Origin of the sequence: Brevibacillus sp. NPDC058079 (genome assembly GCF_042885155.1) — a bacterium.
GTDB lineage: Bacteria > Bacillota > Bacilli > Brevibacillales > Brevibacillaceae > Brevibacillus.
On the sequence record NZ_JBHVSO010000021.1, the window covers coordinates 36,885 to 49,900 of the forward strand.

The 13,016-nt window shown below is 47.1% G+C and carries 25 protein-coding genes; 24 read left to right on the plus strand and 1 reads right to left on the minus strand.

From position 1 onward, the window contains the following. The first annotated feature begins 1 nt into the window (after window position 1). Window positions 2-937 (plus strand): DMT family transporter, encoded by a 936-nt coding sequence (locus tag ACFVS2_RS32490; RefSeq protein WP_390240638.1) that lies wholly within the window; start codon window positions 2-4, stop codon window positions 935-937. Window positions 938-963: 26 nt separating this feature from the next. Here the strand turns inward: ACFVS2_RS32490 and ACFVS2_RS32495 are convergent, their stop codons facing one another. Next, a complete protein-coding gene (locus tag ACFVS2_RS32495) occupies window positions 964-1,350 on the minus strand; it encodes a globin domain-containing protein (RefSeq protein ID WP_173621071.1) in 387 nt (128 codons plus the stop codon). Window positions 1,351-1,706: 356 nt separating this feature from the next. Here ACFVS2_RS32495 and rpsJ point away from each other — a divergent pair, with 356 nt between their 5' ends. The 23 genes from rpsJ (at window position 1,707) to ACFVS2_RS32610 (ending at window position 13,010) form a co-directional block, all read left to right on the plus strand. Continuing rightward, a complete protein-coding gene (gene rpsJ / locus ACFVS2_RS32500) occupies window positions 1,707-2,015 on the plus strand; it encodes a 30S ribosomal protein S10 (protein WP_007716236.1) in 309 nt (102 codons plus the stop codon). A 147-nt stretch (window positions 2,016-2,162) separates the two neighbouring features. Continuing rightward, the gene (gene rplC / locus ACFVS2_RS32505; RefSeq protein ID WP_064202927.1) at window positions 2,163-2,792 is read left to right on the plus strand and encodes a 50S ribosomal protein L3; all 630 of its coding nucleotides are present in this window, start codon (window positions 2,163-2,165) and stop codon (window positions 2,790-2,792) included. Window positions 2,793-2,812: 20 nt separating this feature from the next. Continuing rightward, on the plus strand, window positions 2,813-3,436 hold the full coding sequence (gene rplD / locus ACFVS2_RS32510) for a 50S ribosomal protein L4 (protein WP_173621072.1): 624 nt from the start codon (window positions 2,813-2,815) through the stop codon (window positions 3,434-3,436). Continuing rightward, complete coding sequence (gene rplW, locus ACFVS2_RS32515) at window positions 3,436-3,726, plus strand: 50S ribosomal protein L23 (RefSeq protein ID WP_007716243.1); 291 nt, start codon at window positions 3,436-3,438, stop codon at window positions 3,724-3,726. The genes rplD and rplW overlap by 1 nt, the downstream gene beginning before the upstream one ends. A 32-nt stretch (window positions 3,727-3,758) precedes the next feature. Beyond that, a complete protein-coding gene (rplB, locus tag ACFVS2_RS32520) occupies window positions 3,759-4,589 on the plus strand; it encodes a 50S ribosomal protein L2 (protein ID WP_007716245.1) in 831 nt (276 codons plus the stop codon). A gap of 49 nt (window positions 4,590-4,638) precedes the next feature. Continuing rightward, window positions 4,639-4,920 carry a 30S ribosomal protein S19 gene (rpsS, locus tag ACFVS2_RS32525; protein WP_007716246.1) on the plus strand — a complete coding sequence of 94 codons (282 nt, stop codon included), beginning with the start codon at window positions 4,639-4,641 and terminating at the stop codon, window positions 4,918-4,920. Between the two features lie 29 nt (window positions 4,921-4,949). After that, window positions 4,950-5,282: a 50S ribosomal protein L22 gene (rplV, locus tag ACFVS2_RS32530; protein ID WP_144618199.1), complete on the plus strand. Its 333-nt coding sequence runs from the start codon at window positions 4,950-4,952 to the stop codon at window positions 5,280-5,282. A gap of 13 nt (window positions 5,283-5,295) precedes the next feature. After that, window positions 5,296-5,958: a 30S ribosomal protein S3 gene (gene rpsC, locus ACFVS2_RS32535; RefSeq protein WP_007716248.1), complete on the plus strand. Its 663-nt coding sequence runs from the start codon at window positions 5,296-5,298 to the stop codon at window positions 5,956-5,958. 2 nt (window positions 5,959-5,960) lie between these two features. Next, complete coding sequence (gene rplP / locus ACFVS2_RS32540; RefSeq protein ID WP_007716249.1) at window positions 5,961-6,395, plus strand: 50S ribosomal protein L16; 435 nt, start codon at window positions 5,961-5,963, stop codon at window positions 6,393-6,395. Continuing rightward, window positions 6,385-6,582: a 50S ribosomal protein L29 gene (rpmC, locus tag ACFVS2_RS32545; RefSeq protein ID WP_007716250.1), complete on the plus strand. Its 198-nt coding sequence runs from the start codon at window positions 6,385-6,387 to the stop codon at window positions 6,580-6,582. Before rplP ends, rpmC begins: the two co-directional genes overlap by 11 nt. A gap of 22 nt (window positions 6,583-6,604) precedes the next feature. After that, on the plus strand, window positions 6,605-6,871 hold the full coding sequence (gene rpsQ / locus ACFVS2_RS32550) for a 30S ribosomal protein S17 (protein WP_007716251.1): 267 nt from the start codon (window positions 6,605-6,607) through the stop codon (window positions 6,869-6,871). 42 nt (window positions 6,872-6,913) lie between these two features. Next, window positions 6,914-7,282 (plus strand): 50S ribosomal protein L14, encoded by a 369-nt coding sequence (rplN, locus tag ACFVS2_RS32555; protein WP_017247050.1) that lies wholly within the window; start codon window positions 6,914-6,916, stop codon window positions 7,280-7,282. A 49-nt stretch (window positions 7,283-7,331) separates the two neighbouring features. After that, window positions 7,332-7,646 carry a 50S ribosomal protein L24 gene (rplX, locus tag ACFVS2_RS32560; protein ID WP_007716253.1) on the plus strand — a complete coding sequence of 105 codons (315 nt, stop codon included), beginning with the start codon at window positions 7,332-7,334 and terminating at the stop codon, window positions 7,644-7,646. Between the two features lie 26 nt (window positions 7,647-7,672). Further along, window positions 7,673-8,215, plus strand: coding sequence for a 50S ribosomal protein L5 (gene rplE / locus ACFVS2_RS32565; RefSeq protein WP_007716254.1), 543 nt, complete (start codon window positions 7,673-7,675; stop codon window positions 8,213-8,215). Between the two features lie 24 nt (window positions 8,216-8,239). After that, window positions 8,240-8,425: a type Z 30S ribosomal protein S14 gene (locus ACFVS2_RS32570; RefSeq protein ID WP_007716256.1), complete on the plus strand. Its 186-nt coding sequence runs from the start codon at window positions 8,240-8,242 to the stop codon at window positions 8,423-8,425. Window positions 8,426-8,452: 27 nt separating this feature from the next. Continuing rightward, window positions 8,453-8,851, plus strand: coding sequence for a 30S ribosomal protein S8 (gene rpsH, locus ACFVS2_RS32575; protein ID WP_007716262.1), 399 nt, complete (start codon window positions 8,453-8,455; stop codon window positions 8,849-8,851). 35 nt (window positions 8,852-8,886) lie between these two features. Then, window positions 8,887-9,423, plus strand: coding sequence for a 50S ribosomal protein L6 (gene rplF / locus ACFVS2_RS32580; protein ID WP_173621073.1), 537 nt, complete (start codon window positions 8,887-8,889; stop codon window positions 9,421-9,423). Window positions 9,424-9,455: 32 nt separating this feature from the next. Then, window positions 9,456-9,818: a 50S ribosomal protein L18 gene (rplR, locus tag ACFVS2_RS32585; protein WP_007716266.1), complete on the plus strand. Its 363-nt coding sequence runs from the start codon at window positions 9,456-9,458 to the stop codon at window positions 9,816-9,818. Window positions 9,819-9,836: 18 nt separating this feature from the next. Then, a complete protein-coding gene (gene rpsE / locus ACFVS2_RS32590) occupies window positions 9,837-10,334 on the plus strand; it encodes a 30S ribosomal protein S5 (RefSeq protein ID WP_007716268.1) in 498 nt (165 codons plus the stop codon). A gap of 16 nt (window positions 10,335-10,350) precedes the next feature. Next, window positions 10,351-10,536 (plus strand): 50S ribosomal protein L30, encoded by a 186-nt coding sequence (gene rpmD / locus ACFVS2_RS32595; RefSeq protein WP_007716270.1) that lies wholly within the window; start codon window positions 10,351-10,353, stop codon window positions 10,534-10,536. Between the two features lie 33 nt (window positions 10,537-10,569). Continuing rightward, window positions 10,570-11,010, plus strand: coding sequence for a 50S ribosomal protein L15 (gene rplO, locus ACFVS2_RS32600; RefSeq protein ID WP_007716272.1), 441 nt, complete (start codon window positions 10,570-10,572; stop codon window positions 11,008-11,010). Continuing rightward, complete coding sequence (secY, locus tag ACFVS2_RS32605) at window positions 11,010-12,305, plus strand: preprotein translocase subunit SecY (RefSeq protein WP_390240644.1); 1,296 nt, start codon at window positions 11,010-11,012, stop codon at window positions 12,303-12,305. The genes rplO and secY overlap by 1 nt, the downstream gene beginning before the upstream one ends. Before the next feature lie 60 nt (window positions 12,306-12,365). After that, window positions 12,366-13,010: an adenylate kinase gene (locus tag ACFVS2_RS32610; RefSeq protein ID WP_007716278.1), complete on the plus strand. Its 645-nt coding sequence runs from the start codon at window positions 12,366-12,368 to the stop codon at window positions 13,008-13,010. Window positions 13,011-13,016 lie beyond the last annotated feature (6 nt).

The window sequence follows — 13,016 nt, forward strand, 5'->3', positions numbered from 1 at the left end:
GATGAAAAATAATGAGCGATTATTGTTTCTTATGCTTGCAGGTGTTGTCACGCTGTGGGGCTTGAACGTGGTCATGGTCAAATATTTAACGACGTTCCCTCCATTATATGTGGCCGCTATACGCATGACTGTTGGTGGGATATGTTTATCGCCACTCATCTTCATATACAGAAAGAGTTTGCGATTTAGCAAAACAGATTGGTTCTTGTTAGCTGGAGTCGGTGCTAGTTCTATCGCGCTTCATCAAATAACGCTTGCAGCAGGTGTTCAATACACGACGGCAGGAAATGCATCGCTTATACTTGGATTAAATCCTTTGGCAACTGCTCTCTTGGCGATGCTTTTCTTAGGGGAAGGCATGTCGTTGAAAAAAGGGCTTGGCATTGGAATGGGTTTTGCAGGAGTATTGATTGTCGTCATCTCTCAGCACGGCGGCCTTCATATGAATGGCTGGGGAGATGCCATTATGTTTTTCTCCATGCTTATGTATGTAACGGGTGGTTTACTCATTCGGAAATTGGTCGTAAGAGGTGTACCGGTGCTTTTAATTACGGCTTTATCGCAAATGTTTGGGGTCATCTTCTTATGGGGAGTCGCATTGACTGTCCAACCAGCTTCCTATTATCTATCTTTGGATGTTTCATCCTTCCAGTGGCTTGTGATTTTTGCTTCAGGTGCGCTGTCAACTGCGCTCGGTTCGATCGGCTGGAATTATGGGATACGTCAGCTCGGAGCGAGTCGAACAGCTGTTTTCTTAAATGGAATGCCAATGGCCAGCTTGGTATTTGCGGCGATATTCCTGGGAGAAAGCCTTCAACTCGTACACTTGCTGGCGTTGTGTATGATCGTAGGCGGTGTTTATTTGGGATCGCGTAGCTTAGTGAGACCGAAAGCTACACGTGCAGCAGCAACCTCTGATATAACGACAAAAGCGTAGGACAGTAAATTGCCCTACGCTTTTTCTTATTGATCCCACTTATTGACCATATGATGAGCAGTTAAGCGCAAGCGATCAAAGATTTGCTTTCGAATTTCGCCTTCCAGTTCAGTCAGGTCCATGGCTTTATCCATACAAGAGAGCCAAGCTTCTGCCTGTATAGGTCCAATCGGGAATGGCATGTGTCGTGCTCGCAGCATCGGATGACCATGGGCGTCCGAATACAGGCTTGGACCACCGAGAAACTGTGTTAAAAACTGATATTGCCGTTCCTTCACATGGGTTAAATCTTCAGGGAAGAGGTCGTTAATGTCGGGATGCTGCTTTACCAGATCGTAAAAAGTATCGACAAGACGGGCCAAAGTATCTGCACCGCCAATGATTTCATAAGGGGTTTGATTCACATCAGACATTGAGGAAAACCTCCATTTCATAACGATTACAACCATTAGTATAACGTTTTCCTTCTATTATAGATAGATGACTTAGGGAGTTGGCAGGTAATCCCGCTTGCCTTTCTTCCCGGAAATCTGTAATATGTTCAAGGTGAGCTATTCAGTAGGCACACCATGTACAAAAAAATATGCGGAAACCCAAGAAAAAACTTGCGTTGCCCAATTCTTTTTAGTACAATATTGAATGTTGGTCATGGACTTGCGATGATGTGGGAGGTTGCTGACACACCCGGGCCCTTTGCCATGACTGGGGTGCAGGATATTTCCACGGAGAAATGTCTGTTTAAAAAATGGGCGAAAAAGGAGGGACTTCAATGGCAAAGCAAAAGATTCGTATTCGTTTGAAGGCGTATGATCACAAAATCCTGGATCAGTCCGCAGAGAAAATCGTGGACACTGCGAAGCGTTCCGGTGCTAACGTATCCGGTCCAATTCCACTTCCTACGGAGAAAGCAATTTACACGATCCTGCGTGCGGTTCATAAGTACAAAGATTCTCGTGAGCAATTCGAGATGCGTACACATAAACGTTTGATCGATATCTTGAATCCTACACCACAAACAGTAGATGCTCTGATGCGTCTGGATCTGCCGTCTGGTGTGGACATCGAGATTAAACTGTAAGGTCCCAAAAAGCGATACACGCGCAGACGTTGTCTTGATAAGCGTGTTATACCAAGCAACAAACCCTTAAATGGCACCCCTGCGCATCGATGGGGACTTGATACAACATAAAACGTTTTACTGAAATAAGCACAGGAGGTGGCACAAATGACCAAAGGAATCTTAGGGAAAAAACTTGGAATGAGTCAAGTTTTTGGTCCAAACGGAGCAGCGATTGCTGTAACGGTTATCGAGGCAGGTTCTAACGTAGTTCTTCAGAAGAAAGACGTTGCGAACGACGGTTATGAAGCAATTCAAATCGGTTTCGACGACAAAAAAGAACAGCGCGCTAACAAGCCGGAAAAAGGCCATGCAGCAAAAGCTAACACTGCTCCTAAGCGCTTCGTTCGCGAAATTCGCGGAGTAAACCTCGCTGACTATGAGGTTGGTCAAGAGTTGAAGGCTGACATTTTTGCTGAGGGAGAATTCGTTGACGTTGCCGGTGTAACCAAGGGTAAAGGTTTCCAAGGTGCAATCAAACGTCACAATCAATCCCGCGGTCCTATGGCTCACGGTTCACGCTACCATCGCCGCCCAGGTTCTTTGGGTGCTGTCGATCCAGGTCGTGTATTTAAAGGCCAAACCCTGCCAGGTCAAATGGGTGGAGACAACGTTACCATTCAAAACCTGGAAGTGGTTAAAGTTATCGCAGAACGCAACTTGATTCTCGTGAAAGGCTCCGTGCCTGGTCCGAAAAACGGCTGCGTACTGGTTTCCACGGCAGTCAAGAAGAACTAGTAAGGAAAGGAGGAACTGACATGCCGAAAGTAGCTCTTTATAACCAAAGCGGTTCTCAAGTTGGCGAAATCGATCTGGCAGACAGCGTATTTGGGATTGAGCCTAACAGCGCAGTTCTGTACGATGCGATCGTGATGCAACAAGCATCCCAACGCCAAGGTACACATGATGTAAAGAACCGTTCTGAAGTACGTGGTGGTGGCCGCAAGCCATGGCGCCAAAAAGGTACAGGACGTGCACGCCAAGGTTCCATTCGCTCTCCGCAATGGAAAGGTGGCGGCGTTGTATTCGGTCCAACTCCGCGCAAATACGGTTACAAACTGAACCGTAAAGTTCGTCGTTTGGCACTGAAATCCGCACTCTCCGCAAAAGTACAAAGCAATGAAATGTTGGTTTTGGAAGCTCTGAACATTGCAGCTCCTAAAACAAAAGAAATGACAGTTGTTCTGAACAACTTGAAAGCAGATCGCAAAGTTCTGATCGTTACTTCCGAGTACGACCAAAACGTAGCTCTTGCTTCCCGCAATATTCCAGGTGCAAAAATCGTAGATGCTGCAGGCATTAACGTTCTTGATCTGGTAGCGCATGACAAAGTAATCGTGACGAAAGAAGCGATTGCGAAAGTAGAGGAGGTGCTCGCATAATGAAGAGCCTTCATGATGTCCTTAAACGCCCTGTCATTACCGAGCGCACCACTGATATGATGGCTGAGAAAAAGTACGTATTCGAAGTACCTCTCAAAGCCAACAAGACAGAAATCAAACAAGCAGTTGAAAAAGTATTTGGCGTAAAAGTAGAAGCAGTTAACACAGTTCGTGTACCTGCTAAACCAAAACGCTACGGAAAATACTCCGGTTACACATCCGAGTGGAAGAAAGCAATCGTTAAGCTGACTGATGACAGCAAAGAATTGGCCTTCTACGAGGGAGTATAACCTCGACGACTACCGAAAAGGAGGGTATTAACATGGGTATCAAAAAGTTTAAACCGACTTCTCCTGGTCGTCGCCAAATGACGGTTTCTACTTTCGAGGAGATCACCACGTCGACTCCCGAAAAATCCTTGTTGGCGCCTCTCAGCAAAAAAGCTGGTCGCAACAACCAAGGTAGAATTACCGTTCGTCATCAAGGTGGCGGTCACAAACGTAAATACCGTATTATCGACTTCAAACGTAACAAAGATGGTATCATTGGTCGCGTAGCAACCATTGAATACGATCCAAACCGTTCCGCTAACATCGCGCTGATCAACTATGCAGACGGTGAAAAGCGTTACATTATCGCTCCACAAAACCTGAAAGTGGGCGACCAGATTGTATCCGGAGCAGATGCCGACATCAAAATCGGTAACGCACTGCCAATGGAGAAAATCCCGGTAGGTACTACCATCCACAACATCGAGCTGAAACCTGGTAAAGGTGGCCAATTGGTTCGCGCTGCTGGTACTTCTGCTCAATTGCTTGGTCGTGATGGTGAATTCGTAATCGTACGCCTGTCTTCCGGTGAAACTCGCCGCATTCATAACGTATGCCGCGCTACCATCGGTCAAGTAGGTAACCAAGATCACGAATTGCTGAACATCGGTAAAGCAGGACGTTCCCGCTGGTTGGGTATTCGCCCGACAGTTCGCGGTAGCGTAATGAACCCTAACGATCACCCACACGGTGGTGGTGAAGGTCGCGCTCCAATCGGTCGTAAGGCTCCTGTTACTCCTTGGGGTAAACCAACCCTGGGTCTCAAGACTCGTAAGAAGAAGAACAAGTCCGACCAGTACATCATCCGCCGCCGTAAAAAGTAAGGTAGGCTGATACTATAACCGAACGCCTATGGCGAAGGGAGGTTCACTAATGGGACGTAGCTTAAAAAAGGGTCCTTTCGTGGATGACCACTTGATGAAAAAAGTTGACGAGCAAAATGAAAAGAACGAGAAACGCGTGATCAAAACATGGTCTCGCCGTTCCACCATCTTCCCTGATTTCGTAGGACACACGTTTGCAGTTTACGATGGCCGCAAACATGTACCTGTATACGTATCGGAAGACATGGTTGGTCATAAATTGGGTGAATTCGCACCAACTCGTACCTTCAAGGGTCACGTCGACAACGACAAGAAGTCCAAGAAGCGCTAATTTTCTCTTGACAGAGAGGAGGTACAAAGATGGAAGCAAAAGCAGTTGCACGCAATATTCGCATCGCGTCTCGTAAAGTCCGCCTGGTGGTTGACTTGATCAGAGGCAAGCAAGTAGGTGAAGCTTTGGCGATCTTGAAACATACGCCTAAAGCAGCTTCTCCGGTTGTTGAAAAGCTCCTGAAATCGGCTATTGCAAACGCTGAGCACAACTATGAGCTGGATCCAAACGGCTTGGTAGTGGGCAAAATCTTCGTAGACCAAGGTCCTACGTTGAAGCGTTTCCGTCCGCGCGCTATGGGTCGCGCTAGCCGCATCCATAAACGCACGAGCCACATCACAGTGGTACTAAACGAGAAATAAGGAGGGATTACGTGTGGGTCAAAAGGTAAGCCCGGTAGGTCTTCGGATCGGTGTCATTCGTGACTGGGAGTCCAAATGGTACGCTGACAAGGACTTCGCAACTCTGTTGCACGAAGACTTGAAAATCCGTAAGTATGTAAAAGGGCGTCTGAAAGATGCTGCTGTATCCACGATCGAAATCGAACGCGCAGCTAATCGCGTGAACGTTACGATTCACACCGCTAAGCCTGGTATGGTAATTGGTAAAGGTGGTTCAGAGGTTGAAACTCTGCGCAAAACTTTGACCGAACTGACTGGCAAACGCGTTCATATCAACATCAACGAAGTAAAACGTCCGGATCTGGATGCTACTCTTGTAGCTGAAAATATTGCACGCCAATTGGAAAACCGCATTTCTTTCCGCCGTGCGCAAAAGCAATCGATCACTCGTTCGCTGCGCTCTGGTGCTAAAGGTATCAAAACCTTGGTAAGCGGTCGTCTTGGCGGCGCGGACATCGCACGTTCTGAAGGTTACAGCGAAGGTACTGTTCCGCTTCACACATTGCGCGCTGACATCGACTACGGTACTGCTGAAGCACATACCACTTATGGTCGCATCGGTGTTAAAGTGTGGATCTATCGTGGAGAAGTCCTTCCAGCGAGAAAGAACGTCGCTACTGAGGAAGGAGGCAAGTAATCATGTTGACGCCAAAACGCGTGAAACACCGTAAACAACACCGCGGGAAAATGGCAGGTAACGCAAAAGGCGGTACTACTGTTGCGTTCGGTGAATACGGATTGCAAGCAATGGAGCCATCTTGGGTAACTAACCGTCAGATCGAGGCAGCTCGTATCGCGATGACTCGTTACATTAAACGTGGTGGTAAAGTTTGGATCAAAATTTTCCCAGACAAACCAGTAACACAAAAACCGCTCGAAGTACGGATGGGTTCCGGTAAAGGTTCTCCTGAGAAATGGGTAGCGGTAGTGAAGCCAGGCAAGATCATGTTTGAACTTGCTGGTGTTCCTGAAGAAGTCGCTCGCGAAGCTATGCGTCTGGCTATGCACAAACTGCCTATCAAGTGCAAGTTCGTGAAGCGTGAAGAAGTGGGTGGTGACGCACATGAAGGCTAATGAGTACCGTAATTTGACCACTGCCGAGCTCGAACAAAACGTTACTTCTTTGAAAGAAGAGTTGTTCAACCTTCGTTTCCAGTTGGCAACGGGTCAACTCGAAACCACATCTCGTATTAAACAAGTGCGTAAGGATATTGCTCGTGCGAAAACCGTCCTGCGCCAGAGAGAATTGGGAATCGGCTAATTATAGGAAGGAGGTTTGAACGATGACCGCAGATCGCAATATGCGTCGAACCGTTGTAGGTCGCGTCGTTTCCGACAAGATGGATAAAACCATTGTTGTTCTTGTTGAAACTTACAAGACACACCCATTGTACGGTAAACGCATGAAATTCTCCAAAAAGTTCAAGGCTCACGATGAGAACAACGCAGCAAAAGTTGGCGACATCGTAGAAATCATGGAAACTCGTCCATTGTCTAAAGACAAGCGTTTCCGTATGGTACGTATCGTTGAAGAGGCAGTAATCGTATAAGTCAGATTTTCGGATAGATAAATCCGAAAGGAGGAACAGTAAATGATCCAAACTCAAACGAGATTGGCTGTTGCTGACAACTCCGGTGCTAAGGAACTCATGTGCATCAAGGTTCTGGGTGGTTCCGGTCGCAAAACGGCGAACATCGGGGATGTTATCGTGTGCTCCGTAAAATCCGCTACACCCGGCGGCGTTGTCAAGAAAGGTCAAGTAGTTAAAGCGGTTGTAGTACGCACAGCAAGTGGCGTTCGTCGTAACGATGGTTCTTACATCAAGTTCGATGAGAATGCAGCTGTAGTTATCAAAGACGATCAATCCCCTCGTGGTACTCGTATCTTTGGACCTGTGGCTCGTGAGCTCCGCGACAAGGATTTCATGAAGATCATCTCTCTGGCTCCAGAGGTTATCTAATTGAACGGAAAAACTCAGGCAGTTTGTTCGATAGGAGGTGCACCAAGCGATGCACGTTAAAAAAGGCGACACTGTTATCGTAAATGCGGGCAAAGATAAAGGCAAAAAAGGTCGCGTTCTCGCTGCTTATCCAAAGAAAGAACGCGTTCTGGTTGAAGGTATCAACCTCGTGAAGAAACATAGCCGTCCGTCCCAAGCTAACCCGCAAGGTGGCATTGTGACTCAAGAAGCAGCTATTCACGTATCCAACGTGTCTTTGATCGATCCGAAGTCCGGAAAAGCTACTCGCATCGGTTACAAAGTTTTGGATAACGGCAAGAAAGTTCGGTACGCGAAAAAGTCTGGCGAAGTACTCGACAAGTAGTCAGGTTGGAAAGGAGGATATCCTAGATGGCAACAAGATTGAAAGAAAAGTATACGAGCGAAATCGTGCCTGGTTTGATGAGCAAGTTTAACTACACTTCCATCATGCAAGTGCCGAAAGTAGAAAAGATCATCATCAATATGGGTGTTGGCGAAGCGGTAGCGAACGCTAAGTCCTTGGATACTGCAATTGAAGACCTGCAAATCATCGCTGGTCAAAAGCCTGTAGTAACAAAGGCTAAGAAATCCATCGCGGGTTTCAAATTGCGTGAAGGTATGCCGATCGGTGCGAAGGTTACTCTGCGCGGCGAGCGTATGTACCACTTCCTCGACAAATTGATGAACGTATCTCTCCCGCGTGTTCGTGACTTCCGTGGAATTTCTTCCAAGGCTTTTGACGGTCGCGGTAACTACACACTTGGTCTGAAGGAACAACTGATCTTCCCTGAGATCGAGTACGATAAAATTGATAAAGTTCGTGGTATGGACATCGTTATTGTTACTTCCGCGAAAACGGATGAGGAAGCTCGTGAGTTGCTGACTCAAATGGGTATGCCATTCCGTAAATAAACCCACTCGTAAGGAGGGAAGAATGTGGCAAAGAAATCAATGATCATCAAGCAACAGCGGGAGCCGAAGTTTGCAGTACGCGCGTACACTCGTTGCGAGCGTTGCGGACGTCCTCACTCCGTATTGCGTAAATTCAAACTCTGCCGTATTTGCTTCCGTGAACTTGCTTATAAAGGTCAAATTCCAGGCGTGAAAAAAGCAAGCTGGTAATTTGAAACGGGAAGGAGGTTTTCTCTCATGGTTATGACTGATCCAATCGCAGATATGTTGACACGAATTCGTAACGCCAACATGGTTCGCCACGAGAAAGTGGAAATCCCGGCGTCCACCATCAAGAAGGAAATCGCGCGCATTCTGAAAGAAGAAGGCTTCATCCGCGATGCGGAGTTTGTTGAAGACAACAAACAAGGAATCATCCGCGTATTCCTGAAATATGGTGCGAGCAACGAGCGCGTCATCACAGGTCTGAAACGTATCTCCAAGCCAGGACTTCGTGTTTATGCAAAGAACAATGAAGTACCTAAGGTTTTGGGTGGTCTCGGTTGCGCGATCATCTCTACATCCACTGGTGTAATGACTGACAAGCAAGCTCGTCAAGCACACGTTGGTGGAGAGGTTCTCGCATACATTTGGTAATTAACAGATTGTAAATAGCACAGGAGGTGCACCACATGTCTCGTGTCGGTAGAAAACCGATCGTGGTCCCTGCAGGCGTTACCCTCACTCTGAACGGTACTGAGCTGACGGTAAAAGGCCCTAAGGGTCAACTCGTTCGTAGCTTCCATGAAGATATCAAAATCAACATCGCTGAAAACGAAGTAGTTGTTGAGCGTCCAAGCGATAACAAACTTCACCGTTCCCTGCATGGTACGACTCGTGCGCTGGTATCCAACATGGTAACTGGCGTATCTGAAGGCTTCACTCGTACCTTGGAACTGGTCGGTGTAGGTTACCGTGCTGCCAAAACAGGCAACGGCGTTACTCTCTCTCTTGGTTTCTCCCACCCAGTGGAAGTTAATCCAGAAGAGGGTATCGAAATCGACGTACCTAACCAAACGACTCTGATTGTTAAAGGTATCAACAAAGAGCGTGTAGGCCAAATTGCTGCTGAGATTCGTTCCCTGCGCAAACCTGAGCCATACAAAGGTAAAGGTATTCGTTACAACAACGAAGTGGTTCGTCGTAAAGAAGGTAAAAAAGGTAAATAAGCTTCTAGCTTCATGAGAAAGGAGGCCGCTTAATGTTTACGAAAGCTGATAAAAACAAAGCTCGGAAAAAACGTCACCTGCGAATCCGCAAACGCGTGATTGGTTCAACCATTCGCCCGCGTCTGAACGTATTCCGTTCTTCTAAGCACATCTACGCTCAATTGATCGACGATGCAACTGGCGCAACATTGGTATCTGCATCTTCTTTGGATAAAGAGCTGGGCCTGAATAATGGCGCTAACGTGGAAGCTGCTACAGCTGTTGGCACACTGATCGCTAAGCGTGCACAAGAAAAAGGTGCGACTGAAGTGATTTTTGACCGCGGTGGTTACATCTATCATGGACGTATTAAAGCACTGGCAGAAGCAGCTCGTGAAGCTGGTCTGCAATTCTAACAACAAGGAGGGTAAGGAATGCGTATCGACCCTAGCAAATTAGAGCTCGAAGAAAAAGTAGTCGCAGTTAACCGTGTAGCAAAAACGGTTAAAGGTGGACGTCGTATGAGCTTCAGCGCCTTGGTTGTTGTGGGAGACCGTAACGGCCACGTAGGTGCTGGTATGGGTAAAGCTCAAGAAGTTCCAGACGCCATTCGCAAAGCGATTGACGATGCTAAGAAAAAATTGATCCGTGTACCGATGAGAGGAACAACAGTTCCGCACCAAGTACTGTGCCAATTCGGCGCAGGTAAGGTTCTCATCAAGCCTGCTGCCCCTGGTACAGGTGTTATCGCTGGTGGACCTGTTCGTGCCGTACTCGAACTGGCTGGTGTAGGCGATATTTTGAGTAAGTCTCTTGGTTCCAACAATCCTATCAACATGGTCAACGCTACGCTGGAAGGCCTCGGCCGTCTGAAAACAGCGGAAGATGTCGCGAAATTGCGCGGTAAGACTGTTGACGAGTTGTTGGGTTAATAAGGAGGGAATGAACATGGCAAAATTGCAAATCACCCTCAAACGCAGCTTGATTGGTCGCACTGTTGACCAACAAGACACTGTAAAAGCTCTGGGTCTTCGCAAAATCAACTCCACTGTAGTGAAGGAAGATAACGCTGCAATCCGTGGAATGGTTTTCAAAGTGAAGCACTTGGTTGAAGTGAAAGAAGTAGAAGCTTAATTGATCATCTCAATTAGTTAGGAGGTGCAACGTATGAAATTGCATGAACTGCAACCTGCAGAAGGATCCCGTCACACTCGTAAGCGCATCGGTCGCGGTATTGGTAGCGGTACTGGCAAAACTGCTGGTAAAGGTCACAAAGGTCAGAACGCTCGTTCTGGTGGCGGTGTTCGCCCTGGTTTCGAGGGTGGTCAAAACCCATTGTACCGTCGTCTGCCTAAGCGTGGTTTCACTAACATCAGCCGCAAAGAATTTGCGATTGTTAGCTTGGACGCGCTGAACCGTTTCGAAGAGGGCACTGTAGTAACACCTGAGCTGTTGAAAGAAACTGGTGTTATCAGTGCGCTGCGCGATGGTGTTAAGGTTCTTGCTAACGGTGAACTGACTGTGAAGCTGACTGTAAAAGCTCACAAGTTCTCCGGAGCTGCTGCTGAGAAGATCGCTCAAGTCGGTGGAACAACCGAGGTGATCTAATGTTAGCGTCCTTAACTAACATTTTTAAGATTAGCGACTTGCGTAGTAAGATCCTTTTTACGCTCATGATGCTGGTTGTTTTCCGTATCGGAAGCTATGTGCCAGTTCCTAACGTAAACGTCGAGTTGTTTCAGCAGAACACAAACCAATTACTGGGCTTGTTGAACACCTTCTCGGGTGGAGCACTGCATAACTTCTCGATTTTTGCCATGGGTATCATGCCGTACATTACGGCATCGATTATCATGCAGCTGATGTCCATGGATGTTGTGCCTAAGCTTACGCAATGGGCTCGTGAAGGGGAAGTTGGCCGTCGCAAGATTGCCACCGTTACCCGTTACGCTACAATTATCCTTGGTTTGATTCAGTCTGTAGGGATGACGATTGGATTCAACAATATGGCGCCTGGTTTGCTAAACGACACGTCGGCTAGCAGCTATGCACTCATTGCGTTGACTTTGACAGCTGGGACCGCATTCATGATGTGGATGGGGGAGCAGATTACGGAGAAGGGTATCGGTAACGGGATTTCGATCCTGATCGTTGCCGGGATCGTTGCTGGACTGCCTAATGCGGCTACGACGATTTACACCACGATGTTTAGTGACCCATCTGTAAACATCTTCTTCAGCATCGTCAAAGTTCTGCTTATCCTATTGGTGGTCCTCGCCATTATTGTCGGGGTTATCTTTATGCAGCAAGGTCTTCGTAAGATTCCAGTGCAATATGCGAAACGAGTGGTTGGACGCAAAATGTACGGTGGTCAATCTACCCACATTCCGCTGAAAATCAACTCTGCTGGTGTTATTCCTGTTATCTTTGCGGTATCGCTGGTAATGTTCCCGTCAACGCTTGCTCAGTTCTGGGTGGATGCATCCGGACAAGGATTTGCTAACTGGATTTATCAGAACTTCCAAGTCAACAAACCATTAGGAATGACGCTTTACGCTATCTTGATTCTCGGATTCACCTACTTCTACACATTCGTACAGATCAACCCTGTACAAATGGCAGAAAACATGAGAAAAAATGGTGGTTACATTCCTGGTATCCGACCTGGTAAAAACACTGAGGTATTCATTACTCGTACATTAAACCGGTTAACATTGGCGGGCGCTTTGTTCTTGATGCTGATTGCGATTTTGCCATTCTTCTTCGGTAGTATTGCAAACTTGCCGCAATCCATTTACATCGGCGGTACATCGCTGTTGATCGTGGTTGGGGTATGCTTGGATACAATGAAGCAGATTGAAAGTCAGATGATCAAACGCCACTACCAAGGGTTTATCAAGTAATGACTTAGATGTTTACAGAGAAGCTTCTATAGCTTTTTTGATGGGACGGAGGGAATGGACGTGAATATAATTCTGATGGGACTGCCTGGAGCCGGTAAAGGGACACAGGCAGAACGTATCGTAAAAGAGTTTGACATCCCGCACATTTCGACTGGCGACATGTTCCGAGCTGCGGTCAAAAACGAAACGCCGCTCGGACTAGAGGCTAAATCCTACATGGATAAAGGTCATCTCGTCCCAGACGAGGTCGTCATTGGTATTGTGCGGGAGCGCCTTTCGATGGATGACTGCGAAAAGGGATTCCTCTTAGATGGTTTTCCGCGCACAGTTCCTCAGGCGGAAGCGTTGACAGCTACAGTAAAAGAGCTGGGACGCGAAATTGACCATGTAATTAACATCAACGTTCAACGCGAGCAATTGATTGAACGTCTGACCGGTCGCTGGATCTGCCCTGTTTGCGGTGCTAGCTATCACACGATGTTCAATCCTCCAAAAGAGGCTGGCGTATGTGATAAAGATGGTGGTAAGCTGTATCAGCGTGATGACGACAAGATCGAAGTGGTAACACAACGCCTTGACGTAAATATCGCTCAAACACAGCCACTTATCGACTACTACTCCGCACAGGAACTTCTGCGAGATATCGATGGAGAACAAGATATCCAGGTAGTGTTTGCGGAAATTAAGTCTTTGTTGCGAGGGTAATTGCGA

Excerpts from the sequence above, each read along its gene's own strand:
- ACFVS2_RS32490 (WP_390240638.1), top strand. The coding sequence starts at position 2 with ATGAAAAATAATGAGCGATTATTGTTTCTTATGCTTGCAGGTGTTGTC.
- ACFVS2_RS32495 (WP_173621071.1), bottom strand. The coding sequence starts at position 1,350 with ATGTCTGATGTGAATCAAACCCCTTATGAAATCATTGGCGGTGCAGAT.
- rpsJ (WP_007716236.1), top strand. The coding sequence starts at position 1,707 with ATGGCAAAGCAAAAGATTCGTATTCGTTTGAAGGCGTATGATCACAAA.
- rplC (WP_064202927.1), top strand. The coding sequence starts at position 2,163 with ATGACCAAAGGAATCTTAGGGAAAAAACTTGGAATGAGTCAAGTTTTT.
- rplD (WP_173621072.1), top strand. The coding sequence starts at position 2,813 with ATGCCGAAAGTAGCTCTTTATAACCAAAGCGGTTCTCAAGTTGGCGAA.
- rplW (WP_007716243.1), top strand. The coding sequence starts at position 3,436 with ATGAAGAGCCTTCATGATGTCCTTAAACGCCCTGTCATTACCGAGCGC.
- rplB (WP_007716245.1), top strand. The coding sequence starts at position 3,759 with ATGGGTATCAAAAAGTTTAAACCGACTTCTCCTGGTCGTCGCCAAATG.
- rpsS (WP_007716246.1), top strand. The coding sequence starts at position 4,639 with ATGGGACGTAGCTTAAAAAAGGGTCCTTTCGTGGATGACCACTTGATG.
- rplV (WP_144618199.1), top strand. The coding sequence starts at position 4,950 with ATGGAAGCAAAAGCAGTTGCACGCAATATTCGCATCGCGTCTCGTAAA.
- rplP (WP_007716249.1), top strand. The coding sequence starts at position 5,961 with ATGTTGACGCCAAAACGCGTGAAACACCGTAAACAACACCGCGGGAAA.
- rpmC (WP_007716250.1), top strand. The coding sequence starts at position 6,385 with ATGAAGGCTAATGAGTACCGTAATTTGACCACTGCCGAGCTCGAACAA.
- rpsQ (WP_007716251.1), top strand. The coding sequence starts at position 6,605 with ATGACCGCAGATCGCAATATGCGTCGAACCGTTGTAGGTCGCGTCGTT.
- rplN (WP_017247050.1), top strand. The coding sequence starts at position 6,914 with ATGATCCAAACTCAAACGAGATTGGCTGTTGCTGACAACTCCGGTGCT.
- rplX (WP_007716253.1), top strand. The coding sequence starts at position 7,332 with ATGCACGTTAAAAAAGGCGACACTGTTATCGTAAATGCGGGCAAAGAT.
- rplE (WP_007716254.1), top strand. The coding sequence starts at position 7,673 with ATGGCAACAAGATTGAAAGAAAAGTATACGAGCGAAATCGTGCCTGGT.
- rpsH (WP_007716262.1), top strand. The coding sequence starts at position 8,453 with ATGGTTATGACTGATCCAATCGCAGATATGTTGACACGAATTCGTAAC.
- rplF (WP_173621073.1), top strand. The coding sequence starts at position 8,887 with ATGTCTCGTGTCGGTAGAAAACCGATCGTGGTCCCTGCAGGCGTTACC.
- rplR (WP_007716266.1), top strand. The coding sequence starts at position 9,456 with ATGTTTACGAAAGCTGATAAAAACAAAGCTCGGAAAAAACGTCACCTG.
- rpsE (WP_007716268.1), top strand. The coding sequence starts at position 9,837 with ATGCGTATCGACCCTAGCAAATTAGAGCTCGAAGAAAAAGTAGTCGCA.
- rpmD (WP_007716270.1), top strand. The coding sequence starts at position 10,351 with ATGGCAAAATTGCAAATCACCCTCAAACGCAGCTTGATTGGTCGCACT.
- rplO (WP_007716272.1), top strand. The coding sequence starts at position 10,570 with ATGAAATTGCATGAACTGCAACCTGCAGAAGGATCCCGTCACACTCGT.
- secY (WP_390240644.1), top strand. The coding sequence starts at position 11,010 with ATGTTAGCGTCCTTAACTAACATTTTTAAGATTAGCGACTTGCGTAGT.